This is a genomic window from Fibrobacter sp. HC4 (assembly GCF_023373925.1).
GTDB lineage: Bacteria > Fibrobacterota > Fibrobacteria > Fibrobacterales > Fibrobacteraceae > Fibrobacter.
Genome location: NZ_JALCZV010000002.1, coordinates 1 through 24,340 on the forward strand (window position 1 = coordinate 1; position 24,340 = coordinate 24,340).

General features: G+C 49.8%; 25 protein-coding genes and 4 pseudogenes. 17 read left to right on the plus strand and 12 right to left on the minus strand.

Annotated elements, in window-relative coordinates; all coding sequences use genetic code 11:
* The 5 genes and pseudogenes from MMG03_RS01200 to MMG03_RS16315 all read left to right on the plus strand — a co-directional run.
* Positions 1 to 268, plus strand: a pseudogene (locus tag MMG03_RS01200) (hypothetical protein); the annotation flags it as partial.
* 258 nt (positions 269 to 526) lie between these two features.
* Positions 527 to 808 carry a UPF0175 family protein gene (locus tag MMG03_RS01205; protein ID WP_073235011.1) on the plus strand — a complete coding sequence of 94 codons (282 nt, stop codon included), beginning with the start codon at positions 527 to 529 and terminating at the stop codon, positions 806 to 808.
* Positions 809 to 948: 140 nt separating this feature from the next.
* Complete coding sequence (locus MMG03_RS01210) at positions 949 to 1,176, plus strand: DUF3368 domain-containing protein (RefSeq protein ID WP_139258468.1); 228 nt, start codon at positions 949 to 951, stop codon at positions 1,174 to 1,176.
* Positions 1,177 to 1,231: 55 nt separating this feature from the next.
* Positions 1,232 to 1,438: pseudogene (locus MMG03_RS01215) on the plus strand (succinate dehydrogenase/fumarate reductase iron-sulfur subunit); the annotation flags it as partial.
* A 10-nt stretch (positions 1,439 to 1,448) separates the two neighbouring features.
* Positions 1,449 to 1,733: an IS3 family transposase gene (locus tag MMG03_RS16315; RefSeq protein ID WP_406600060.1), complete on the plus strand. Its 285-nt coding sequence runs from the start codon at positions 1,449 to 1,451 to the stop codon at positions 1,731 to 1,733.
* Between the two features lie 14 nt (positions 1,734 to 1,747).
* Here MMG03_RS16315 and MMG03_RS01225 read toward each other — a convergent pair whose 3' ends face one another.
* The 3 genes from MMG03_RS01225 to MMG03_RS01235 are packed head-to-tail and all read right to left on the minus strand — an operon-like array spanning position 1,748 to position 2,692.
* Positions 1,748 to 1,978, minus strand: coding sequence for a hypothetical protein (locus MMG03_RS01225; protein ID WP_073161622.1), 231 nt, complete (start codon positions 1,976 to 1,978; stop codon positions 1,748 to 1,750).
* A complete protein-coding gene (locus MMG03_RS01230; protein ID WP_073235017.1) occupies positions 1,971 to 2,480 on the minus strand; it encodes a DUF3990 domain-containing protein in 510 nt (169 codons plus the stop codon). The genes MMG03_RS01225 and MMG03_RS01230 overlap by 8 nt, the downstream gene beginning before the upstream one ends.
* The gene (locus MMG03_RS01235; RefSeq protein WP_072801212.1) at positions 2,477 to 2,692 is read right to left on the minus strand and encodes a DUF3791 domain-containing protein; all 216 of its coding nucleotides are present in this window, start codon (positions 2,690 to 2,692) and stop codon (positions 2,477 to 2,479) included. The genes MMG03_RS01230 and MMG03_RS01235 overlap by 4 nt, the downstream gene beginning before the upstream one ends.
* 182 nt (positions 2,693 to 2,874) lie before the next feature.
* Between MMG03_RS01235 and MMG03_RS01240 the strand changes: the two genes are divergently transcribed.
* The 6 genes and pseudogenes from MMG03_RS01240 to MMG03_RS01265 all read left to right on the plus strand — a co-directional run bounded on the left by MMG03_RS01240 (position 2,875) and on the right by MMG03_RS01265 (position 7,478).
* Positions 2,875 to 3,471, plus strand: coding sequence for a triacylglycerol lipase (locus MMG03_RS01240; protein ID WP_249505437.1), 597 nt, complete (start codon positions 2,875 to 2,877; stop codon positions 3,469 to 3,471).
* Positions 3,468 to 4,391 carry a hypothetical protein gene (locus tag MMG03_RS01245; RefSeq protein WP_249505438.1) on the plus strand — a complete coding sequence of 308 codons (924 nt, stop codon included), beginning with the start codon at positions 3,468 to 3,470 and terminating at the stop codon, positions 4,389 to 4,391. The genes MMG03_RS01240 and MMG03_RS01245 overlap by 4 nt, the downstream gene beginning before the upstream one ends.
* Before the next feature lie 164 nt (positions 4,392 to 4,555).
* Positions 4,556 to 4,864 (plus strand): annotated as a pseudogene (locus MMG03_RS01250) (4Fe-4S dicluster domain-containing protein); the annotation flags it as partial.
* A gap of 176 nt (positions 4,865 to 5,040) precedes the next feature.
* Complete coding sequence (locus tag MMG03_RS01255; RefSeq protein WP_249505439.1) at positions 5,041 to 5,832, plus strand: amino acid ABC transporter substrate-binding protein; 792 nt, start codon at positions 5,041 to 5,043, stop codon at positions 5,830 to 5,832.
* Positions 5,833 to 5,988: 156 nt separating this feature from the next.
* On the plus strand, positions 5,989 to 6,648 hold the full coding sequence (locus MMG03_RS01260) for an amino acid ABC transporter permease (RefSeq protein ID WP_249505440.1): 660 nt from the start codon (positions 5,989 to 5,991) through the stop codon (positions 6,646 to 6,648).
* Positions 6,649 to 6,707: 59 nt separating this feature from the next.
* Positions 6,708 to 7,478, plus strand: a complete 771-nt coding sequence (locus MMG03_RS01265) for an amino acid ABC transporter ATP-binding protein (RefSeq protein WP_146741778.1) — start codon at positions 6,708 to 6,710, stop codon at positions 7,476 to 7,478.
* Positions 7,479 to 7,579: 101 nt separating this feature from the next.
* Here MMG03_RS01265 and MMG03_RS01270 read toward each other — a convergent pair whose 3' ends face one another.
* The 8 genes from MMG03_RS01270 to MMG03_RS01305 form a co-directional block, all read right to left on the minus strand.
* Entirely contained in the window at positions 7,580 to 8,410 is an 831-nt protein-coding gene (locus MMG03_RS01270) for a hypothetical protein (RefSeq protein ID WP_249505441.1), read from the minus strand.
* A 45-nt stretch (positions 8,411 to 8,455) separates the two neighbouring features.
* Positions 8,456 to 8,818, minus strand: coding sequence for a four helix bundle protein (locus MMG03_RS01275; RefSeq protein WP_249505442.1), 363 nt, complete (start codon positions 8,816 to 8,818; stop codon positions 8,456 to 8,458).
* A 28-nt stretch (positions 8,819 to 8,846) separates the two neighbouring features.
* Complete coding sequence (gene floA, locus MMG03_RS01280) at positions 8,847 to 9,821, minus strand: flotillin-like protein FloA (RefSeq protein ID WP_073235031.1); 975 nt, start codon at positions 9,819 to 9,821, stop codon at positions 8,847 to 8,849.
* A gap of 154 nt (positions 9,822 to 9,975) precedes the next feature.
* Positions 9,976 to 11,634, minus strand: a complete 1,659-nt coding sequence (locus MMG03_RS01285) for a nodulation protein NfeD (protein WP_249505443.1) — start codon at positions 11,632 to 11,634, stop codon at positions 9,976 to 9,978.
* Between the two features lie 127 nt (positions 11,635 to 11,761).
* Complete coding sequence (locus tag MMG03_RS01290; protein WP_249505444.1) at positions 11,762 to 12,814, minus strand: SufD family Fe-S cluster assembly protein; 1,053 nt, start codon at positions 12,812 to 12,814, stop codon at positions 11,762 to 11,764.
* Between the two features lie 11 nt (positions 12,815 to 12,825).
* Entirely contained in the window at positions 12,826 to 13,572 is a 747-nt protein-coding gene (gene sufC, locus MMG03_RS01295) for a Fe-S cluster assembly ATPase SufC (RefSeq protein WP_073161382.1), read from the minus strand.
* A gap of 54 nt (positions 13,573 to 13,626) precedes the next feature.
* Complete coding sequence (gene dnaG, locus MMG03_RS01300; protein ID WP_101479379.1) at positions 13,627 to 15,525, minus strand: DNA primase; 1,899 nt, start codon at positions 15,523 to 15,525, stop codon at positions 13,627 to 13,629.
* A 68-nt stretch (positions 15,526 to 15,593) separates the two neighbouring features.
* Positions 15,594 to 16,724, minus strand: a complete 1,131-nt coding sequence (locus MMG03_RS01305) for a DegT/DnrJ/EryC1/StrS aminotransferase family protein (RefSeq protein WP_073235036.1) — start codon at positions 16,722 to 16,724, stop codon at positions 15,594 to 15,596.
* Between the two features lie 102 nt (positions 16,725 to 16,826).
* Between MMG03_RS01305 and rpsT the strand changes: the two genes are divergently transcribed.
* From rpsT to MMG03_RS01335, 6 genes and pseudogenes are all read left to right on the plus strand, one after another.
* A complete protein-coding gene (rpsT, locus tag MMG03_RS01310; protein ID WP_073161379.1) occupies positions 16,827 to 17,087 on the plus strand; it encodes a 30S ribosomal protein S20 in 261 nt (86 codons plus the stop codon).
* 257 nt (positions 17,088 to 17,344) lie between these two features.
* Positions 17,345 to 17,908 (plus strand): annotated as a pseudogene (locus MMG03_RS16000) (GTP-binding protein); the annotation flags it as partial.
* Positions 17,909 to 18,315: 407 nt separating this feature from the next.
* Positions 18,316 to 18,735 (plus strand): roadblock/LC7 domain-containing protein, encoded by a 420-nt coding sequence (locus tag MMG03_RS01320; protein WP_073161377.1) that lies wholly within the window; start codon positions 18,316 to 18,318, stop codon positions 18,733 to 18,735.
* Between the two features lie 29 nt (positions 18,736 to 18,764).
* On the plus strand, positions 18,765 to 19,226 hold the full coding sequence (locus tag MMG03_RS01325) for a hypothetical protein (RefSeq protein WP_073161376.1): 462 nt from the start codon (positions 18,765 to 18,767) through the stop codon (positions 19,224 to 19,226).
* Between the two features lie 77 nt (positions 19,227 to 19,303).
* Positions 19,304 to 22,192 carry a hypothetical protein gene (locus tag MMG03_RS01330; RefSeq protein ID WP_249505445.1) on the plus strand — a complete coding sequence of 963 codons (2,889 nt, stop codon included), beginning with the start codon at positions 19,304 to 19,306 and terminating at the stop codon, positions 22,190 to 22,192.
* 78 nt (positions 22,193 to 22,270) lie between these two features.
* Positions 22,271 to 23,677: a BamA/TamA family outer membrane protein gene (locus MMG03_RS01335; RefSeq protein WP_249505446.1), complete on the plus strand. Its 1,407-nt coding sequence runs from the start codon at positions 22,271 to 22,273 to the stop codon at positions 23,675 to 23,677.
* A gap of 72 nt (positions 23,678 to 23,749) precedes the next feature.
* On the opposite strand, the gene MMG03_RS01340 is transcribed toward MMG03_RS01335, so the two are convergent.
* Complete coding sequence (locus MMG03_RS01340) at positions 23,750 to 24,331, minus strand: porin family protein (protein ID WP_263859248.1); 582 nt, start codon at positions 24,329 to 24,331, stop codon at positions 23,750 to 23,752.
* Positions 24,332 to 24,340: the final 9 nt, after the last annotated feature.

Consider the following 24,340-nt stretch of genomic DNA (forward strand, 5'->3'; position numbering starts at 1 on the left):
CAGCGACATTTCTCCCGACATGTCCTTCCTGGAAATGCTGGACATTGTCAACGAAGAACAGATGAAGCAGGGCAAGGTCGAAGCCAAGAAGCGCGTGCTCGCTATGGTGGCACAGATGAACAAGGAAGGCTTTGGTAACTGCACCAACCTTTACGAATGCCAGGCTGCTTGCCCGAAGGGTATCACCGTGGATTACATCGCCAAGATGAACCGCGAATACCTCATGGCAACCGCTACCTACGCTGAAAAGGTTTATGGTAAGGACTAATTCCTAGCATGTCATCCTGAGCGAAGGCGCTTGCGCCGGAGACGAAGGATCTAGAACTCCGTTCGGGTAAACTCCGGGCGGGGTTCTTTTTTGTGAATTTTGTATTGTCAATATTTATCCTAGATAATTCGATTCAGTAACATTCGCCAAACGCTTCACCTCGGAACTCCTCAGTGAACAGCATCTAACGGTGTCACGTAAATCGGCTAGGTTGCTTTATTCTTGATAAAATTATATATTAAGAGTGGAGGCTTTACAATGGAAATGACAACAGTCCAACTTCAGATCCCGGTGGATATGGAGCCGTATATTGCGACGAAGCCAGAAGGCGAACTTGTGCAGTTGGCCTTGTTGTTGCATCCGTTTGTAAAGAACGAGACCATATCGCATGGTCGCGCTGCCGAAATTCTCGGTATCACAAAGTGGCAGCTAATCGAGCTTTATGCCAATGAGGGCTTTGCCTACTTTGATATGGATTGGGACGAGGTCGAAGAGGATGTCGCTACCTATGAACGTCTCAAGGCGTATTTGAAGAATTAACTGCCAATCCTGACTTTTCTGAAGAAGCGGAAGAGATTAGGAAATGTGAATTCATTGAAATACAAGATGTCAATCCTCAAGAAGTCTCCCTTTTTAGGAGGGCTACGGGGCTTGACCTTGGTGAGAGTGAGGCTCTCGTTTTGACAGATCGGTTAAATGCGGACTTACTTCTTGTTGATGAAATCAGGGCAAGGCATGTTGCCAAAACAATCGGTCTCAACATAATGGGTACAATCGGCATTTTTAGAGCCGCTTATAAGGATGGCTACATTTCTGCAGATGAAGTTCGCGAAGCTGTAGAAATATTGCGTTCTAGCGGTCGTCACATTGGCGAACGACTTTTCAAGAAGTTGCTTGAATCCTTGTAATTTTCCCATACATTCGTCCTTCCTGGAAATGCTGGACATTGTCAACGAAGAACAGATGAAGCAGGGCAAGGTTGAAGCCAAGAAGCGCGTGCTCGCTATGGTGGCACAGATGGACAAGGAAGGCTTTGGTAACTGCACCAACCTTTACGAATGCCAGGCTGCTTGCCCGAAGGGTATCACCGTGGATTACATCGCCAAGATGAACCGCGAATACCTCATGGCAACCGCTACCTACGCTGAAAAGGTTTATGGTAAGGATTAAGAGGTCGCTCATGCCCAAGGCATTCGCTTTGAGGTATGAGGTCGGTCGCTTCGCTCCCTTTGAGGTGTGGGGCGTCAGCCCCTTTGGGTCTTCCGCGCCCCCCCCACTGCGGGCTTCAGACGCCAGCCCGCAACGCCTGGCTTATAGCAAAAAATGGAGAAAGTATTCCTGCATGGGGGAGGTGGTGTCGGACATATTCGACTATATTGAGGCGTTCTATAACCGCAGGAGGTTGCATAGCACGCTCGGGTGCCTGAGCCAGGTAGAGTATAGGTTGAAAAGGCTGGCTGTGTAAGGAGCCGGCTTAGGCTAGACTTCGAGTTGAGTCAGTTTCCCGTTTTCCTGTTCCGCCTTGAATATGTCGTAGACATAGGGAGAACTTTCAAGGTAAAGTCCGGTTTCCAGGTCAACCAACTTGGCGAATGTTTCTGACGCGTAGAGCCTGCGCATTGCTTCGATGAGCGGGATTTTCTGGTCTTCCATCATATACGAGATGATGTCTCCCGTTATGAGTTCAGCAAGCATTTTGGGCTTAGACATGGACCGACTCCTTCTTTTTCAACAGCGCAATCGCTTTTTCTGAGTGGAAGGAATATTGGTCGGTTAGTTTCTTGAACTTCATCTCGCTAACGAGCGTTTCGACAGAGATAGTTCCTTCGGAAAACTGCCTAAATAGCAATGCCAAGTCATCGTTCGCAATCGGCCCTATGACCAAGTCGAACCGACCGTCTATGTTGGAGTCTTCCTGCGGGTCTTTCAGTTTCGTTGCGTTTCGGTTCGTGATGACGAATTTCGCCCATTCTATGGTGGGTGAATCAAAGTGACGGATGTTCAGGGTTCCAAGTTTGTCCGCCGAATTGTCGAAATCGTATATATTCAGGGTGGGCGAGCCGCCATACATTCTTGCTACCCTTTGCGCCATCCTTACAGCCTGCTCCCGAATGGTGGTAAGGTAGAACCCCTTGCCGAAATCCTTGTTCGGACGGCACTTGGACAGTTCAATTTGGGCGATGTCCGTGTTCGAACCGTGGAAGAGAATCACTGTATCTTCCCTCCGTTCTGCTGGCTGACTAGCGTTAGGTCGTTGATGGCGTCTTCAAATGAAAGCGTATGCTCCACATCGTAGAATTCGACAAGGAAATCCATCGCTCCGTGATTGCATAGATAATCAAAAGCCTGCTTTTCTGTAAGGCTCTTGTTTGCGGCGAACTCGTTGACGCATGCAACGGTATATCTGATCAGTTTCTTGTCCATTTCTTAGATAATATACATAAAGGCTAGAGTCGTGGCAATAGTATGGGCACTCTCCCGGTACAATGTAGTGCTTATTCATGGAGCTGCTCCGGAAAATCAAGGATTCGAAAGTTCGTGTGATGAAACTGTTCGTAGTGCGTGGGGTTTTCATAACAATTGGGTTGTAGACTATACAACTTAAGATGGATAGCGCGAAACTCCAAAAGTCTTTGGGTGATGCCGCAGGCATGTTGGGGGCATATAATCAGGATGGTGAAAAGAAACTTACTCTTTGGCTAGATTCCGCTGTCTTTGAAGATACGGTAACATACGGCTCCGAGTATATCTATATCCAACGTTCCTTTGCGAATCCAGCGGCGTCCCCTGCACATAACGCATACGAAATTGGTGATAGAACTTGGAAAGGGAATAACAAGTGTTCCGTACGTAGGGCCTTGTTTGAAGAGGCTCAGGAAGTGAAGGCGAAAATATACAATAAGCATATTGTTGGGGATTCTGTTGTTGTAGATTCTACGGTTGGACAAAAAGCTCTTGAAATCATCCGTAAAAACTCCAACCTCTATCGTCAACTTGCATCTCGTTATATCCTTATCGGTCACAGCATGGGCGGTGTCGTCTCCCGTGAATACGTGCAGGGTAACTTCTACAACGGTGATGTGGACAAATTTATCATGCTTGATTCACCGCACGAGGGAACCGGAACTTTGGACATACAACTCGGTTTGTTGTTATTTTGTAGTAAAATGTGTAGAAAAATTTTTAAGGAGAACTGGGTGTGAAAAATCTGTTGAACAAGTTTGGACTTCAAAGGCTGATTGTGGCTGCCATAACCGTAATTTCAAGTGTATGTATGTGGGGGTGTTACGATGATCCGTGCGATGATATGGAGTATCGGTGGACGGGCCCGACCGAAAAGAAAATTGTTGGTTTCGTTAACGATAGTTTTGCCATAGTGGCTCATGCGAATAGATGGAGTTATGAGGCTGACTGCATGTGTAGTGGAGAGCGGTTCGGTTTGGGACGATGGACCATTGGCGTATATAACTACAGGGAACAATTGGATGGCCCCGTTTTTGTGGATTCCGTTGACGATGGATATGGACAATACATGTATGTTTTGGGACAATTGTCGGATTCTGTAGTCTGGGGCGGTAATACGGACCCGAATCTGTTGGTTTGGAAAAATGCGACATCATTTTCCTTTTGGAAAATTGGCGAAAAACCGCATATAATTGGAGTTAGGCAGTCTTTTGATGGTTGTTCTGTTTCTTTTCCGATTGGTTCCTTGAGGGAATGGACTGATGGCGCAATTTTTGCAAAAGGAAATTTGACAGCTGGTAACGATAGCTGCCAATATGCCGTTTTGGACACCGTGTCGGGGGTTCTCACCTACAAGAGACTGGATGAAGACCTGATGTGGATACAGAAGTGCGATGATGTCCGTGCGTGGGGTTATGACGTGTATTGTTCCCTTCCTGGAAAGCGTCCTCTTGAGGGAAACATTTTAAAGAACGAAAAGGATACGATTCTGGCGCCGTTGGTGTTTAGTAAGGGAATTTTTTGGGGGAATATGATAGAACTGCGAGCAAATATATGTAACCTTGGTAATCAAGAAATTTCATGTCTTGATTCTACGTTTACATGGCGTGAACCCTTAAAATTTTATAAAGGTGACGATGTCGTGGTGGATTTGGAGTAAAGTATGAGAAAGAGGATTGTTCTATTCTTGATTTTGTTGATTGTTTGCGAATCACGGGCTGTTCCCAAGCCTATGGAAAGTTTGACGAATTATAACGTGCTTCTTTTACATGGTGCATACGGTCATACTGATGCCGATGGTGTTTTGCAGGGATTTGAGGAGAATTCGACGCTGCTGCTTGCGTTGGTTGCGGTGCTTGCGTTGCTGCATGTAAGAACGCTTCCGCTATGCTCTTCGTCTCTGCTAAGGTTTCTCACCTCAGCTTCTTGCCCCAGGGCAAGGTCGAAGCCAAGAAGCGCGTGCTCGCTATGGTGGCACAGATGGACAAGGAAGGCTTTGGTAACTGCACCAACCTTTACGAATGCCAGGCTGCTTGCCCGAAGGGTATCACCGTGGATTACATCGCCAAAATGAACCGCGAATACCTCATGGCAACCGCTACCTACGCTGAAAAGGTGTACGGCAAGGATTAATGAGGCGTGAGGTATGAGGTCGGTCGCTTCGCTCCCTTTGAGGTGTGGGGCTTCAGGCCTTTGAGCAAGTCAAGAACTCCGTTCGGGTTAAACTCCGGGTGGAGTTCTTTTTTGTAGAACAATTTAGAGTCAACTTTAACTACATTTACCCAGTAGAATTTTAAAGGAGTTACACAATGAAGTTTTTCACAAAGATAGCAATGGTTGCCTGCTGTGCCGCTTTTTTGTTCGGCTGCAACGAACAGAAGAATGATAACGCAGCACAGGCTGACGAATCCCTGAACAAGGTGAAGGCTGCAGGCACTTTCGTGCTGGGCCTCGATGACTCTTTCCCGCCCATGGGCTTCCGCGACAAGGACAATAACATTGTGGGCTTTGACATTGACTTGGCTGCTGAAGTTTGCGCACGTCTCGGTGTGACTCTCAAGACTCAGCCCATTTCCTGGGACGCTAAGGAACAGGAACTGAACACTGGCAAGATCGACTGCATCTGGAACGGCATGAGCGTTGACTCTGCCCGCGCTGCCGCCATGAACCTGAGCGACGCCTACCTCAAGAACCGCATGATCTTCTCCGTGAAGGACAAGGCTCTTGCTAACCTCGCTGCTCTCGCTGGCAAGAAGATTGCCGTGCAGAACGGTTCCACTGCCCAGAAGTTGCTTGAAGCTTCTGACGCTGGCAAGGCCGCCAAGGAAATCGTTCCCTTCGACGATAACCAGACCGCTATGATGGACCTGGACAAGGGCGGTGTAGACGCTGTATTCCTGGATGAAATCGTCGCCAAGTACTGGATCGCTTCCAACGCCAAGGATTTCGTGGTTCTTGAAGAAGGCCTCAGCGATGAAGTCTATGCTATCGGCTTCCGCAAGAAGGACCAGGCTCTCCGCGACGCCGTGAACGAAACCATCAAGGCTATGCAGGCTGACGGCAAGTTCGCTGAAATCCAGGCCAAGTGGTTCGGTAAGTAGGATCGAGGTCGCTTCGCTTTGAGGTGTGAGGGCGTGCCTGCGGCACTTTGAGCGAAGCATGGCGCCTTTGGCGCTTTTAATATAATGCGCGGAGCGCCAAATAAAAAACTCATACCTCTAGCAGCGTAGCTGCGAACCTCAAACCTCATAGCTGATATGTCTGATTTAGTTACTCTTCTGCCTGTCTTGTGGGGCGGTTTCGTTACCACTCTAGAAATCTTTGGACTGACGCTGTTGTTCTCCATTCCGCTGGGACTCTTGGTCGCAGTGCTGAAGATGAGCAAGTACCGCGTTGTCCGTTATCCGGTGTCCTTCTACATTTCCGTGATGCGCGGTACACCGCTCTTGCTGCAGATTGTAGCTATCTATTTCGGGTCCTATTACCTCAGCGAATTCTCTGGCCTGGGAATTTCCTTTGACCGCTTTCCGGCGGTGGTGGCTGCATTCTCCATCAACTATGCGGCCTACTTTGCTGAAATTTTCCGCGGTGGCATTCAGGCTATTCCCAAGGGTCAGTACGAAGCGGCTACTATGCTTGGCTTGACCCGCGGCCAGACTTTCTTCCGCATTATCTTGCCTCAGGTTGTAAAGCAGGTTGTTCCTGCCAGCGCCAACGAAGTCATTACCCTGGTGAAGGATACGTCCCTGGCTCAGGTTATTGCCGTGGCGGAACTTTTCTCTCTGGCTAAAAAGCAGCAGGCGGCCTACGCCAGCATTTATCCGCTGTTTGTGGCCGGTGTGTTCTACTATATCGCAAACCTTTTGCTCAGTTGCCTTTTCGCCTACGTAGAAAAGAAACTGAACTATTATAAGTGATACGTTTCGGTGTCATTCTGAACGAAGTGAAGAATCTAGGATAAAGGTTAAAGATGAGTATGAACGCTGTTTTGAAAGTAGAACACCTAAAGAAGTCCTTTGGCGATAACCACGTTCTTAAGGATATTTCCTTCGACCTGAAGGAAGGCGAAGTTCTTTCTATCATTGGCCCCTCTGGTAGCGGCAAGTCTACGCTTCTCCGCTGCATTACCCAGCTGGAAACCATGAATGCCGGTACGGTTTGCGTGAATGGCAAGGACATGGTTGTGGGTGTGGACAAGAAGGGCGTTGCCAAGTACGCTCCTGCCAGTGTCCTTCGCGAAATTCGTTTGTCTACAGGTCTGGTTTTCCAGAACTTCAATCTATTCCCGCACTTGACGGTGCTTCAGAATTTGACCATCGCGCCTATCCGCGTTCTGGGAATGGATCGTGAAGAAGCTCGCAAGCGTGGCCGCGAACTGCTTAAGCAGATGGGACTTGAAACCAAGGAAAAGGCTTACCCCTGTGAACTTTCCGGTGGCCAGCAGCAGCGCGTTTCCATTGCCCGCGCCTTGGCCATGCAGCCCAAGATTCTGTTCTTTGATGAACCTACCAGCGCCCTGGACCCGGAACTGACCGGCGAAGTGCTGAAGATTATCAAGGGCCTTGCCGACCAGAAGATGACCATGGTCATCGTGACCCACGAGATGGCCTTTGCCCGCGACGTTGCAAACAAGGTAATCTTTATGGACCAGGGCGTAATCGTGGAACAGGGCTCTCCTGATTTCGTATTCAACCAGTCCGGTAACGAACGCCTTGCTAGCTTCCTGAGCCGTTTTGCTCAAGGTTAGTGAATCCTGCACAAAGTTTGCTTGTTGCATAACTTGAAAATGAAATAGAAAAGCGTCGGGGTAAGACCTCGACGCTTTTGCTTTTAAGAGTTGTCTGACAACTAACGTGCCCGGGCGCTCCAGCGTTTTTTGAAGCGGGGCTCGTCGAGAACCTTTGCCCAGATGAAGCCGCGGCGGATTTCGAACTTGTCAAGATTGCGTGTGTGGACGTGGTTGTCTGCACTGGCTAGACAAGGTTCCCCGATAGCTTCATTCATGTCAGGAGACGTTCCCTGACCAGCCTGCTCACGTAGTTGCCGGGCTCGCTCTTCAAGTTCTGCCAATTCCTTTTGGTGCTTCAGCTCGGCTTCACGACGTTCTTGGAGGGATGCTTCCTGGGCGGCAGCGGCCTGCTGTTCTTCCGCTTCGCGCTGTAATCGCTTGAAGTGGTTGTCTAGCTCAACCTTGTCGTGGACAAGAAGGTCGCAATCTCCATCGCCCATGTCGCGGCCAACGATGCGCTTTGCCTGAAGTTCCGCAAGAACCTGCTGGGCAATCCGCTCAGAGAAACCGAAAGCTTCCTGCAGCAGCTCAACACTTACGTATTCCCACTGGACCACAGATTCAGCGATTTCGCTGAAGGTGTATTCTCCGGGCTTCGCCGGCGTGACGACTGGCAGGCCCACGTCTTCCTCATCATCCTCTACTTCGGGAGATGGCGGAACATAGGTTCCTCCGGAATTTTCTCGTTGGGCTTCCTCAAATTGGCGAATAAGATCTTGCAGGGAACGTGGCTTTGTATGGCTAGTCTGTTCTTCCTGCTGTTCATTATCGAATTCGTCATCAGGAGGAATTTCCCGATGTTGATCCTGTTGTTTCTTTTTACCTGCAGCAACCTTCTTGATGACAATATCAAGAACGTAGATGCCGATAAGAATGAGTAAACCTTCCATATGAGTTATTAGGTTATAGGTTAAAGGATAAAGGTTAAAGGATTGCTAATTTGAATTTCTTGATTTCGCAGACTTTAAGCCAGAAAGCATTTTGGCAATTTCTTCCGTTTTGCATTCAATGGATGTGAGTTGCTCTTTGGAAATGTAATTCAAAAGAGCTGCGATTTCCAATTGGCTTTGTGCTTCCATCAGAGATCCAAAACTTATTTCCAAAAAATGGATCGAATCTTTGGTAGACGTTCTGCCAGAGCCTTCTGCAATGTTTGATGTTACAGAAACTGCGGCTCGTTGAATTTGGTTTGTCAAAGCGAATTTCTCTGCAGTTGGAAATGTTGACGTAAGATTATATATGTCTATAACCCATTGCAAAGATTTTTGATAAACCTTAAGTTTCCTGTAGGCGAACATCTTTAACCTTTATCCTTTCTACTTTACGCTACTTGGCAGCTTCGCTGCCAGTCCCGATTTCCTTACGCATCTGGGTGTCGGCTTCGATGTTCTTCATGTTGTAATAGTCCATGACGCCAAGCTTTCCGTCGCGGAGGGCGGTTGCCATGGCCATAGGAATTTGGGCTTCAGCTTCAACTAGCTTAGCCTTCATTTCCATGACCTTGGCCTTCATTTCCTGTTCGGCGGCGAATGCCATGGCGCGGCGTTCTTCCGCCTTAGCCTGAGCAATCTTCTTGTCGGCTTCGGCGCGGTCAGTTTCAAGGATAGCACCGATGTTCTGACCAACGTCCACGTCGGCAATATCGATGGAGAGAATTTCGAATGCGGTACCAGCGTCCAGGCCGGATGCCAACACCTTCTTGGAAATCATGTTGGGGTTTTCAAGAACTTCCTTGTGGCTCTGTGCAGAACCAATGGAAGACACGATACCTTCGCCAACACGGGCGATAACGGTTTCTTCACCAGCACCACCAACCAGCTTCTGGATGCTTGCACGGACGGTAATACGGGTAACAGCGTGAAGCTGGATACCATCCAGAGCCACAGCGGAAACCTTGGGCGTTGTAATAACCTTGGGATTCACGGACATCTGGACAGCTTCAAGAACGTTACGACCGGCAAGGTCGATAGCCGCAGCTTCCTTGAAGTCCAGTTTGATGTTTGCCTTGTTGGCAGCAATGAGAGCCTGGATTACGCGGAGCACGTTACCGCGAGAAAGGAAGTGGGCTTCCAGCAAGTTGGTGTCGACGGGGAGGCCTGCCTTGCAACTCAGAATGCGTGCTTCCACAATCACCTGGGGTGGCACCTTACGGAGACGCATACCGATGAGCTGGAAGATGCTCACGTTTGCCCTGGAGAACAAGGCCTGAAGCCAGAGGCTAAAGAACTTGCCGATAAAGGCGAGAAGAATGATGACGACGATGGCGGCAATGACAATGCCTACGGTAATGAGTGTATCCATGTTGTATTCCTCGTGGTAATTAAACTTAATTGATAATTAAGCCGAGTGTCGCAAAAATAAACTTGTTTATTTTTATGACCGAGGCGCATTATCAAAAATGATGAAGTTATTCATTGATAATTGACGATTGATGATTAAATATGGGATGTTGGCGCTAACAGGCAGAAACGAAAATGTGACCTTCCTGCACTGCGTCTACCTTGATGTTCTGACCGGCCTCAATGATTTCACCTTTTGTATGAACATCATAAAGTTTGACGCTCCCGTCAGGCAATGTAAAGGAGGCTTGTCCAACGGGACGTAAGAACGTCTTTGCAACTCCGATATCGCCAACGTGAATTTCGCTGACGGCTTCTGTGGGGGAGGAGGCTGTTTCCAAATCAGTTTTCAACATAGGAGTCCAGCCTTCAGGTAGCAATGGTATAATGTATTTGCTTGCCGCAATGGGGAATATGAGTGCGATTGCCGCACAGCAAAGCATGTAGAATAATCCGAATAGCCAGGGAAGGGCATCAAAGGTTTCTTCAGTAGCTTCGGGAACGTATTCGGGAATATTGGCAGGATCATAGCTAAAGGCAAGGGCTAGAATCATGCAGATAATGCCACCTACGCCAAAGAGGAACGTTCCTGGCATTACAAAAATTTCAACTAGGAAAAGGGCTACGCCTGCAATCAGGAGAATGGCGGGGAACATTCCGTCTAGCTGAGGTGCGAACTGTCCTAGGAACACCACGGCAATCAATGCGATACCGACAATTCCAAAAACTCCAAAACCAGGAGTCTTGAACTCAATGTACAGGGCGCCGAATCCAAGAATTAATAGCAATCCGCTAATGGCGGCAATGGCGCTGGCGATGTCTTCGCCAAGGGTCGTTTCTACTTCACTACGACTTTCGATGAAAAGAGTCTTTTCGAATTCATTGCGGCTCTTGAAGGTTCCCTGAGAAAAACCCAGTTCTAGAGCTTCCTTGTCCGTCATGGTCAGAAGTTCTCCTTCCTTTACAAGAATCTTGGGTGCACCCCAGAATTCGATGTCCTTCTGACTTAGAACTTCGTACTTTGCGGCTTCAATAATCATGGACGTATCTCGTTCGGTCTTCTTACCGGCATCCAATGTCGTGCTGAGCTCAAGAATCGCTAGTTCCGGTGTTACAAAGGCGGAACTCAGTAGCTCGGGGTAACCATTTTTCTGGGCCAGGTTGCGGAACTTGGCGCGGAGAGGGGACTGAATCTTTTCTCCCACAATCTGCGGGGTTCCGTCACCGTTCTGTACGATGGGCGCGCAGTCGCCGATGGTGGTGGCTTCCATCATATAAAGCTTGCTGCAGGCAAGAGCGATAAGGCTGCCCGCACTGATGGCTTTCTTCTTTACAAAGGCGATTGTTTGTGGACCTTGAATCGCCATGATGGTGTCTACCAGGTCGAATGCGGCGTCAAGTCGGCCACCAAAGGTATTGATTTCAAAAATGATGTAGTCCGGATTTTCCTTTAAGGCGTCGCCAATGGCACGGGCACAGAAATCGTACATGGCGGGCTCCACGTCGCCTTCCAGCTTGATCCAGACGGCGTGCTTTTTTGCTGTGGTTTCGCCTAAGGAATCCGTCTTGTTGAGACGTTCCAGGATGGCGGAATCGGAAGGATCGTTTTTTGCCAGTTTGGAAATCTCGGTTACTGCGGCCTCGGCTGCAGCGATTTTCTTTTCAATATTTTCTGAAACCTTGTTGTGCAAAGTGTCGGCTATACTTTGAACGTTGGCGAAAGCAAATGCCGAGAAAATAGCTAAAGAGACCAGGATTTTAGATAAAAGTTTCATACTCCTAATGTATAAAGTTTTATTGACAAAAAAATGTCATTTGAGAGGTATTTTAATGGAAAAGCTATTTTTATTGACAAAAAAATCCCCGTTTCCGGGGATTTTCGTTAACAAAACTTTGATTTAACTACAGGTATGCCAATACCTGCAGCAGACGCTTCTTGGCGGGGCCGTCGATCAGGGGCAGGAACAGCTCCTTGGCGAAGGACTTCATGAGCATCTTCTTGGCGGTTTCGGCGGGGATGCCGCGGCTGGTCAGGTAGAACATCTGGTCGGCGTCAAGTTCACCGCAGGTATTACCGTGGGTACATTCCACATCGTCGTGGTAAATCTTCAGCACGGGCTTCACGGAAACGCTGGATTCGTCACCTAGGAGAATGGAATTTACCAGCTGGCTAGAGTTCACCTGGCTGCATCCGTTACCCACAATGACGCTTCCATCGTAGCTGACGTAGGACTTTTCGTCCAGTAGGTTGCGGGCAAACTGCGAACTGACTGTGTTGGGTGCGTTATGGCGGATGGTCAGGCGCTGGTGCTTGCTGGCGGAGCCCTTCAACACGCTGAGAGAACGGTAATCGAAGTTGGCGCCTTCGCCGTTCAAGTCCACGTCAATGCTGATGCGGCCGATGCCTGCGTCTTGCAGGATGTTGGAAAAGTGAACCGTAGAATTTGCGGACTGCTTAATCGCGAAATGGCGGAACTGCAGCGGCAGTTCGTTTGCGGGGTTGGCAAAGAAGATTTCCAGCTCAGCGCCTTCTTCCACGTTAATGTCGAAGCGCTCGGCGGCAATTTCGTGTTCCACCTTGTTGTCCAGAATTTCGAGGGAGACCTTGGCGTTCTTCCCGATGTTGAAAATGCTGTGACCGAAGTCGTCACGGCTCTTGATGAGGCCCATTTCGGTTTCGCCTGCGGCAAAATCCTTCTTCATGGCGGGTGCGGACTTTGCGATGGGCAGAAGGGCTGCAATGTCGGTTTCGGCGGCAATGCCGAAGTCGGCGCATTCCACAGCGGCGCTGTTCGCGACGATCCCACCAGCAGTGCAATCGGCACCAGCATCCACTACAGATGGAATCTTATGGACCGGGAAGAAACTCCACAGCTCGTTGTTGCGCTTGGGCATGCCAAGGGCGTTGATGCGAGCCTGGGCGGCCTGTGCTAATTCAGAATTCATATAGCTCATTTGGCCCTCGATTACTTTTCTTCAATCCAGTCGTAGCCCTGTTCTTCCAGCTTCAATGCCAGTTCAGGACCGCCGCTTAGGATAATCTTGCCATGGCGCAGCACATGAACGTAGGTGGGCTTGATGTAATCCAGCAGGCGCTGGTAATGGGTCACCAGAATCACTGCCTTTTCGGGGCTCATGATGTGGTTGATGCCGTTTGCCACAATGCGCAGGGCATCAATGTCCAGACCGGAGTCAGTTTCATCCAGGAAGGAAACCTTGGGGTCGAGAATTGCCATCTGGAGGATTTCGTTACGCTTCTTTTCGCCGCCGGAGTAACCTTCGTTGACGCCGCGGTCGCGGTAGCGGTTGTCCATCTCCAGAAGTTCCATCTTCTCTTCGCAGAGCTTTTTGAATTCGTCGGCGCTCATTTCCGGGAGGCCCAGGAAGTTGCGCTTGGAGTTCAATGCCATCTGCAGGAATTCCACGTTATTTACGCCGGGGATTTCGGTGGGGTACTGGGTGCTGATGAACAGACCGGAGTTGGCGCGTTCGCAGATTTCCATATCCAAGAGGTTCTTGCCGTCAAGTTCTACGACGCCGTCGTTGACGGTGTAAGCCGGATGGCCTGCGATGACCTTTGAAAGGGTGCTCTTGCCACTTCCGTTGGGGCCCATGATGGCGTGGACTTCACCGGGCTTTACTTCCAGGTTGATGCCCTTCAAAATCTGGGTGCCGTCTTCGATGCTTGCCTTAAGATTCTTGATGCTTAACATTTTTTCCTCTTTATTTATAAAGTCTGCGTTCCTTGTTTGCGAACCCCAAAATAATCAATACCCATTGTCGGGGATGGCCGCTTGGAACTTCATCAACATGCTTCGACTTTTGACCACCTGGTCCGCAAAGGCGTTGATGTCAATTTTTTCGGTGCTGTAGAGCTGGTTGATTTTTTGCATTCCCTGGGTGAACTTGGACATCTGCATTCTGATTTCAACGGCGTCGTTGGAGTTCAGGGGAATCATGCGTTTTTGCCTGTCGCAAAGTTTTGTAGAAAGCACCGTCAGGGTCTGGTAGAATTCCTTGATTTCCTGGGGGGACTTCCACTGCTCTTCGGGGAGGCCTTCCAGGAACAGTCGCAGTTCCGGAGAGAAGTTCTCGTACAAAAGTTGGGGAGAGTGGTAACCCGATTCCAGGTAGATGGCCACGGTGGAACTGATGAAATCTTCTACGACGCGGGATTCAAAAAGTTGGATGCCGCTGGTGGCCCAGTCCATGTCGAAGTATTCTGCGGCTCGGTCCATCAAGGTGGGGTTGCGCAGAATCAGGTTGGCGAAGCGTACTTCCATGGGCGGGATCATGGCCCAGTCGATGCTTGCTTCCTGCTCCAACTGAGGGATGACTTCGCCCTGGGAGTTGGAACTTGCCACGGGGCGAGGAGCCTTGTAGGCGGGCTTGATGCTCTTGACGTGTGCCAGGGAACGGTCTGTATTGTAACGTTCCGAAATAAGTTTGAGATATTGATTCTGCAGTTCGCGATCGTCTATACTTTTAACCAAGCTCTTGACGTAGCTGACGAATTCCGCCCTTTCTTCGGGGGTGCGGGGGTTGCGTTCCATGGCCAGATAGTTGAGCCAGTCTTCGGCTTGGGTGAGTGCCTGCCTGAAGGCGTCGGGACCCTGTTCGTTTACGAAGTTGTCGGGGTCGATCTTGGTGCCGTCGGGCCGGGACAGTGCAAAAACGCGGGGGGCGATTCCCTTGGGCAACACGATTTCCAAACTGCGGAGGGTTGCCTTTTTGCCGGCGGCGTCACCGTCAAAAACCAGGTAGGCGGTCTTGGCGTAGCGAGAAAGGATGTTGGCGTGATTTTCGGTGAGGGCGGTTCCCGATGCGGCCACCACGTTGGTGACGCCGCCCTGATAGAGACTCATCAGGTCGAAGTAGCCTTCCACGATGATGACGGATTTTTCCTTGGCGATGCTTACGCGGCTGTGGTTGAATCCGAAGAGGATGTCGCTTTTGTGGTAGGTGGCTGATTCCGGGCTGTTCATGTACTTGGCCGGGGAATTACCAGAGAGGTCGCGTCCTCCGAATGCCACTACGATTCCGGACTGGTTCTGGATGGCGATCATCAGACGGTCGCGGAACTTGTCAGACACTCCGCCGTTTTCGCGTTCCACGGCGAGACCTGCCTTGACGCAGTCCAGGGGAGAAAATCCGTTCTTGACTGCATATCCGATAAAACCTTCGCGGCCATCGGGAGCGTAGCCGATGTGGAACAGTTTGCGTGTCTCTTCGGTAATGTGTCGGTTGGCCAGGTATTCCAGGGCCTTCTGGCTCATGGACAGCTGACTTTCAAACCATTGGCAAGCCAGCTCGTTTAGCTTGCGGACCATGGCCCGCTCTTCGGAAACCTCGGCGTTCTCGTTATCTAGCTGGGGGAGGGCGAAACCAACATAGTTGGCGACCCATTCCACGGCCCCTCTAAAGTCTAGCTTTTCATGTTCGCGTACGAACTTAAAAACGTCACCGCCGGCTCCGCAGGCGAAGCACTTGTAAATCCCGATGGTGGGATTGACGCTCATGGAAGGGGAACGGTCGTCATGAAAAGGACAGCGCCCCACATAGCGGCCGTTGCCGGAACGTTTCAACGGCAAAAAGTTCTCGATGACCTGCGCAATATCTGCGTGGCTCTTCAGCTCTCGAATAATGTCATCGGAATAAAACGGCACAGGCCAAATTTAGTAAAAGCCGAGAGTCGTGACTGGCAAGCTCGCTTGCCAGGCATGACCGAGGCCCCCTAAATGCAAGCGCAGCTTGCCGCTTTTAGTCGCGTTATAATTTCCTCAACGTCGCTGAAGGCGCAGACGGGAAGGCTCAATGCTTGTTTCGTTGCCTTTTGGGCGTTGGGTGTAATGGGTTGCGTTTCTTCGCCGACCATTTCGCGAAAGCATTTCTGCTGGGATAGCGTGTTTGGGTAATGAATACAGTAAGGAATGCCCTGACTCTTCAATATTTCAATAAATTTGTCGCGTTTTTCTAACAACAACGTGTACTGGGCGTATGTACTTTCGTTTGTTTGTTCTATGAACTGCGGGTTTACTCCGCAAACTTTTTTTATGAAGTCAGGTAAACTGAAAAAATCGTCGTACTTACGGGCGTTTTCTCGCCTTACAGTCAGTTCATCTTTTAAATGTCTCAGCTTTACTCGGAGAATTGCTGCCTGGAATGCGTCTAGGCGACTGTTTAGACCGAGTGTTTCGTGATTGTAGTGCCCCTTGCTGCCGTGGTTGGCCAGCATTCGCATTTTTTCGGCCAGTTGGCTGTCTCGAGTGAACATGGCCCCGCCGTCTCCGTAACAGCCAAGAGGCTTGGTGGGGTAGAAACTTGTAATGGAAATGTCGCCCAATGTGCAAGCCGTCTGGTTCCCGCACTTGGCTCCGTAAGCCTGGGCTGCGTCTTCCAGCAGCCAGAGTCCGTGCTTGTCGGAAATTCTGCGCAGTTCTTCGAAGGGGGCGCACTGCCCGAATAAATCCACTCCGATAATGCCGACGGTCCTATCTGTTATAAGGCTTCTAACGCTTTCGGGGTCGATCTGCAACGTCTGGTTGTTGATGTCGGCGAATCGCGGGGTTCCGCCCAACAGTGCGACGCATTCCGCCGGAGCGATAAACGTAAAGTCCGGAACGATGACCTCGTCCCCTGGTTTGAGCCCCAATGCCATAAGCGCAATGGTGATGGCGTCGGTGCCGCTTCCGCAGGAAATGGCCTGCAAATCGGGGAGCCCGATGTAATCGACCAGCTCTTTTTCTAGATTGTCTACCTGAGGGCCGCCGATAAAGCAGCCGCTATCCAGCACTTCTTTCTCGGCCTCGAGGAACTCGTTTTTGTAGAAATCACGCTGTTTTTGCAGGTTTACGAAGGGAATCATGGCCCTAAAAGTAGAAATTTTTGAACACCCCTTGAAAAGTTTCAAACATTTACTAACTTTGTGCCAACATTTTTAAGTAGGTTTTCACCCGGAGATAATAAGGTGCCTCAACACAAATCTTGCAAAAAGCGTTTGCTTCAGGCCGAAAAGGCCAATGCCATGAACCGTTCTACCCGTTCCGCTATCCGTACCGCTCTCAAGGCTGTGCGTTCTGCCTCCACCAAGGAAGAAGCCCTCAAGGTTATGCCGGAACTGTTTAGCATGCTGGACAAGGCTGCTGCAAAGCATCGCGCTGGCTTCTGCGCAAACCGCGCTGCCAACTACAAGGCTAAGGCCGCTAAGGTCATCAACAGCCTCGCTTAATTTTTAGTTAAGTGCTTAAGGTTTAGCCGATACAGGAAACTGTATCGGCCTTTCCTGTTTTTACCTATTTTCTATTAATTGTCTTTCCCATGTATGCGGAACTTGTCCCGCGATCCCCTTTTTACGTAAAATTTTCTTTTTCTTGCCGAAATACTTGCTTTTAGACGTTTCAATTCATCCTTTGATTGTTAAAAACATTTCTTTTTTTGTTAAATTATCAATGATTAATTGAAAATCTGAGTATTCAGGGATTTGTAATGTCGTCAATAAATTTTGCTACACGTGAGATTAGTTGTAAAGTTGTTTACTACGGTCCGGGCTTGAGCGGAAAGACCACCAATTTGCAGGTGATCCACCAGAAGATGCCGCAAGACAAGCGTACGGACATGGTCTCCTTGGCTACCGAAGGTGATCGAACCTTGTTCTTCGACTTCCTTCCGCTGAACCTGGGTGACATTAAGGGTTTCAAGACCCGCTTCCAGCTTTATACCGTGCCCGGTCAGGTGTACTACAATAGTACCCGTAAGCTGGTGCTTCGCGGTGTGGATGGTATCGTGTTCGTGGCTGACTCCCAGCGTTCCCGTCAGGCCGAAAACCTGGAAAGCTTGCAGAACCTTAGACAGAACCTGCAGGACTACGGCATGGACCTGGACGATATGCCTTTCGTGCTTCAGTACAACAAGCGCGACATGGAAAACGTCTTTACTCTTGAAGAACTGAATGCTGAACTGAATCAGCGCAACGTGCCTTTCTTCCCGGCAACTGCCCATAACGGTAAGGGCGTGGTTACTACCCTGAAGACCATCGCTATGCTGGTGATTGAAAAGTTCAACGTCAAGCAGGGCTTCCTCCGCCAGGCTGCCGCCAATGCAAACAACGCTGGCGTTCACGATGTGTCCCTGACCAAGGATGGTGTTTCCGTTAAGGAAGCAACCGCCCAGCCGGCACAGGCCGCCGCCCCTGCATCTCCGTTCCGCATGCCCTCTTTCGCAGCCAAGCCGCCTGCAGCTGGTGGTGCTGCCGCTCCTGCATCTGCCGGTGGTGGTCTATTCCAGAAGGGAGCCACATCTTCCCCCTTCGGTCGCCCCCGCGCTGCAGCCCCGGTTCCCCGTATGCCCACCTTTGGTCGTGATGTAGCAAAGCCCAACAACGAGGCTGACGACGAAATCGAACTGCGTCCTTATGTTCCCAAGAAGAAGGACTAATCTGATTTTTAAGGAATCTACTCATGAGTGATTTTACCATTTATTCTGATGATGCTGACAAAGTCCGCCGTTTGATGTCTGCCTATCAGGCTAGCATTAAGGCCGAATACATTGTGCTCTGCCACCGCGATGGTTCCATTATTGCAGAAGTGGGTTCCATTGGTGTCGATGCCACTCCGCTGGCAGTGCTGAGCACCGCTTCCTTTGACTCCGCCAAGCAGGTGGGGCTCATGTTGGGTGGCGAAAATTTCAACTCCGTCTCTTATGTTGGCGACAATCGTTCCATCTACATTTCCCCTGTAGACCAGGCCTTGCTCCTTGTGCAGATCTTCCCGGGCAACCATCTGCCCAACCGCATCGAGGACTTCAACCGCCTGTTGGTCGAAAAGCTGGTGGATGCCGTTCCTGCATTTACCCAGAATACCAGCCGACTGGTCCGCTAGTTTGGTCTAGTTAGTTTGTCGGGTATTCCGTGGCAAAGGCTACCGCATTACGTAATTTGAGAAAGACGACAATCATTGTGGTTGCCGTCTTTTTCGGCTTCTTGGTGCATCGTATTGTGGCCTTCTGCCTGGATGATGTTTCTATTAGCTCCTCCGCCGACGCAGAACTTTCCCTTGCTCAGAGTGTGGTTTGCAGCCATATCGTGAACGGTTCCCCTTTCGGTGTAGATAGCGTTTTTGAAGAAGGCACTCGCCTTTACTATTACTCCACCTTGTCCACGTCTGTAAAGTTGGAATCCGATACCTTGTTGCATATTTGGTACAACGGGGCGGATACGGTCCAGAAGTCAAATTGCATTGTTTCTATGGGCGTTTGCCATACGACCATTGTCCCAAAACTTCTGAAACCGGGTGAGTGGAGTGTTGACCTGGCGGCAGGTCGAAAGCTTCTGTCGACTCAGCAGTTCCTTGTGGAACCCGTCCGTAGGTAGCCTTTATGTCCCGCCCATTGCGTTTGGGACGGCTTCGCCTGCTCTTTTTACTTTCCCTTATAAATTTTGCGTTTGCAATGAATGTTGATTCATTGCCTGTGTGGGACCCCTCCATTCTTGTACGAAGTAATGGGGACGCAATAAGTACCGCTAACGGTTTGGGTTCCGTAGATGAATCATCGGAAAATGTTCGTCATGATTCCGTCGAAACCCACGGCTATAAGACCATGCAGATTACGGTGGGCGATGGCGGCACCCAGGTGGATCAGGAACTGCGCCTCTCTATAACGGGGCGTCTCGCCGACAGCGTATGGATTGACGCCCTGCTTTCGGATGTGGGCCGCAAGGCGGGTGACCAGACCACGGCTACCTTGCGGGAAGTGGACCAAATATACTTTCGCGTGGAATCGCCCCGTTATTTTTTGCATCTGGGGGATTTGAACTGGGTCGACAATTCCTTGGAACTGTATTCCGTTGAACGGAGTAGCCTTGGGGCCATGGGTGGTGTGCGTGGTGATTTCGGTGGGGGGTACACTGAGGTTCGTGGCGTTGTTGGCACCGACGAGGTTCAACATTTTAGACGAACTCTGAATGGTGTCAGCGGTCAGCGCGAGGGGTATTCCCTGGATGCGTCTGGTGGCTTTGTAGCCATTGTGCCCCAGTCCGAAACGGTCTGGATGAATGGGGTGAAGCTGACCCGCGGTGTAGACTATCTGGTGAATTATGCTGGCGGTATGCTGGATTTCAAGGGTTCCATTGTTCCTAGCTTTGATGATGAAATTCGGGTGGAGTACGACGCCTACGAAGATGACAACATTTATTCTCTGAAGGGGGCTGCCGCCAGTTATAGGCATCCCAACTTGTATCTTGATCTTTCCATGTTCCAGTTGGAGAACGATGTGGACCGTTTGCGTCGCGGCGTGTGGACGGACGAAGATTACAATATGTTGAAGTCTGACCGCGGAGAAGTTTTTGTTCGTGATGATTCCCTGAGGGCTTTACGTCGCCCCGATCGTAGCGCTCGTATGGGGGCCCGCCTTCGCGTTCAGCAGAACCGGCAATTCTACGCAGACTTGGAAGTGGCTCTGAACAAGAGCGATTCCAATACGGTTTCTGATCATGTGGGTGGGCCGGAAGGCAAGGCGTTCCGCTGGTTTGTTACCACAGATTCTACCAGGGACTTGCTGCATTTCCCGTTGGCCATGGATGTTTACGGCAACCGCATTATGGAAGGCTATGATGTTACGGAGTTCCGCAGCATAAATTCGGACTGGGATCCATACATTTTGCAGGACCAGTGGGATTTGGCCTACGGTGGTTCCGCATTCTTGGATGACGACTTGCTTTACGACGAGGTAAAATTCCGCACGGCCTTTGGAAATGGCTGGTTCGGGAATGCCCTTTGGGGGTACCGCCGAAACGATGGGGAAGAATGGAATTCCTCGAGGGCGAAAATTTCGTTGCAACATCGGAATAGAAACTCCCTAAGTGAAGTGGCCTTGATTCGTGTGGCTAGTACCGCAGACCGGAATATGGAACGTTACCAGGGAACCGCTTCCGCTGAATTTTTACAGGGCTTTGTACGCCCCTTTGGCAGCGGCGATTTCCGCTACACGCGAATTGATGAAACTTCTGATGTGGCAGGAATTGACGGTGGCGTGGGAGCGATTCATAATGAAGTCCTGTACGGAAAATCCACAGGCGGTTTCGGGATGTATTTTGACAAAGGCTTCTTGCGTGAAAGTGCAGGAGGTCGAATCGCCTGTCGCAGGGGCGATACCTATGGCAATGAATGGGCGGATTCCTTGCGGTCGGCCATGTGGTTGCAGGAAGCGAATTACGGAGCCCGTTACTTTAGTTTGAATCACCTGCTGCAGTATGAACGTATTGCCCGCGATTCCTCCGAGGGGGAAAATAGCTGGGTGGGGGAATTGAATTCCCGAATGGGTGGTGACGAAATTGGCCTGACGGGAAACGTCACTTATAAAATCGGTCTGACAGAAGAGCAAATTTATACGGCTGTGTATAAGGCGGTGGCGCCTGGTACCGGAGATGTGCGCTATGATAGCCTGACGGGAACGTTTATCGAGGGAGTCGACAATGGCGATTTCGTTTATGACGGTATGGGACGTAATGATTCCGTGGGGGCCGTTCTTTCGTCGGACGCCTCCTTCGGATTTGATTTCCGCTGGAATCCCGGTGTGTCTCTTGGTGTAAAACGAGGAATTTTGCGTGATGTTACTTTTGGCGGTTCCTGGAATGGAGAAGGTAGCGATACGACAGGACGCACTTTGTATTTCCCTCCGGTCACTGCAGTCGCCTTGCGCCGAACCACTTCGGGACGCATCAACATGGAAGGTCTGGTGGAATGGGAACATCCGTCGGGTGTTAGTCTCGCTTATAAACCGGGTGCCTCCTTTGACAAAAAACTCAGCTCCATTTCATATTTCGAAACGGTCTATTCCCATGAAATCGAAACGGGCTATCGCATAAATCCTGATCACTTTGTTGGGGCGGACCTGTTGATGGAAGATGATGAACTTTCTGCATTGCAAATTTGGAACTGGAACATCTATGATGTTTCTTTGAAATATCGGTTTGATTTCTTGAACGGATTTTTCGTTCAGCCTCTAGGCCGTTACCGCCAGGGAACTGGAGCTGATGATCTTGATAATGATTTTGAAGCTGACCTTTGGGAAGGCGCTTTTAGAGTCGGATATAACAAGCAAAAAAAAGTGGATGCCTTTGCGAATTTTTCTGTAATCCAGGTGGACGACCGGGGGGATTACATCCCCTATCAGGTCCTGTCCGGTTATAGTGATGGCCGTACCTATCGTTTTGAATTCTCCCTTTCCATTGACATGAATGATTTTATTTCTCTGGGCTGCCATTACATTTTGCGCTTTGGTAACTCCGAGGAAAATGTTTTCCAGAAACTCAGCACAGAAGCCAGAGCGGTGTTTTAACAGTTAACAGTGATGAGTTGGTGTCATTCTGAGCGAAGAATCTAGTATCTCATAATTTGTATCTTATATTTCGTTGCCTTGATTAGATTATTCTTGACATTTCTTCTTTTGGTGAGCATTGCCTTTGGTGGTGAATGTCGTATTTCTGACGTGGTGTGGAATGGCTACCACGAGATGGCTGATGAAGCTGATGCTGCGAATCTTGTTGGAATGCCCTGCGAAGGTTTGAACGGCCCTGTCTGGAAAAACACCTCTCGAAAAATCCAGGAACGTTATGAAAATGGCGGATTCCTTGCTGCAAGTCTTGTTGGCGAACTTTTGGAAAATCCTGCTGACTCCAGTGAGGCAACGAATACCGCTGTATTACTGTTGGAGTTGAATCGTGGCAGTGCCTGGGTGTGGGGACCTGCAGAAAATATGGATTCTACCGGAACCAAACCTGAAGTGTTCCGTAAATTGACAGGACTGGAAGTGGGCTCCTATGTTTCCCCCAGAGATCTGGAGCGGGCTAATTATAAACTTGCCCGTGTGGGGTACTTTGAAGAAGTGGGTAAACCCCGCATGTATCGAGATGCCTACCGGAACCGTATCATTCCCGTGTTCAATATGCGGGCTGCAGCCATGTCCGAGGCGGAAGCCTTGCTGACTTATTCTAGCGAAACTGACTTGTGGGAAGGTAATGTCAACGTGTCGCTGTACAACATTTTGGGGACAGCCCGCGACCTACAACTGGAAGGTTATACAGCCGCAGATTCCCGCCGTCTTGAAGGCTCCTATAAGGAACCATGGATTTTTGGCTCTGCCTGGAACGTTATTGCCCGCGGCTATTTTGACGAAGATTCCTCAACCCGCGAAGCTTACGGCGAAGTGGGCATTAGCCGCGATATCGGTTTTGATTTTACCATTGGGGTCTTTGTAGGAATCGGTGATAATGAAAAGACGTCCTCGTTGGAGTTGACCTACACGTCCCTTGACCGGTTTGCTTTACCTCGTAGCGGAACCAAATTTTATGGACTTGCCTCTTGGAATTTTTCCCGTCCCGATTCCCTGGATCATTACTTGAAGGTGCGAGGCTCCCTGGTGCGCTATGTACCGGTTTACGCAAACTGGATTACAAGATTCAGTGGTGCCGCCGGTGGAATATTTGCTCCCGATGCTGACCTTGATCGTCAAGATCTATTTGCCTTGGGAGGCATGAACGATTTTCGTGGAATGGATTATCGATTCCTGCGTAGTCGAGCCTATGGCTATACCGAGTTCGCTTTGCTTTGGCAGGATGGTTATGACCTGAGCATTGAAGGCTTCTATATGCCGGGCTTGTATCGCGCTCCTCGTCCGGATCATGGCTGGAAGCGTGAACAGGAATACGGCTTGGCCTTTACTCAGTATCGCAAGAATTGGAGCGTCAATTTTTATTATGCCCTTCGCAATGGCGAAAGCTACTTGGATGGTATTGTGGGCGTCGGTGTCAAAACGCTGTTCTAGAATTTGAATTGAAAAAGAAAAAAGGCTTGAGTGGAAAACTCAAGCCTTTCGCATATCCGAAGGTAGAAAATGTTAGAACCAGTAGGTTACAGTAAACTGCATCTGGTAATTCTGAATATCGACTTCGGAAGAACCGAGACCCAGGTCTACATCGTCAAACACATTGGTAAGACCGAGAATGTAGCGGAAGCCTACGTCAATGTTCGGGGATACGTCATAGCCGAGACCGAATACCAAGCTGAATTCAAAGGTGTTCTTCTTGTACATGTTGTCGAGGAGGTTGCTTGCTGCGCTAGATGCTCCGTAGCCATAGTCATAGTCGTTCCAACCATAGTCATAGTCGTCCCAACCATAGTCGTCACCATCGTCGTAGAAGGAACCGCTGCTAGAAACATCCCAGGAGCCAGACAGGATCAAGGCTATCTGCGGACCTGCTTCTACGTAGAGGTTCATGACTGGGGTATAGTGGAAGAGGACGGGAACGTCAATGGCCCATGCGGTGTAAGAAACATCGTCGTTACCAACGCGACGCAGGTCCAAGGTGACTTCGGGGATGACGGATGCCTTTTCGGAAAGGGCGATCTTTGCGGCAACACCGGCGTTAAAACCTACGCTCATGCCTCCGTCGGTGGTGGCTTCACCAGAGACATCCAGTCGGTAAGG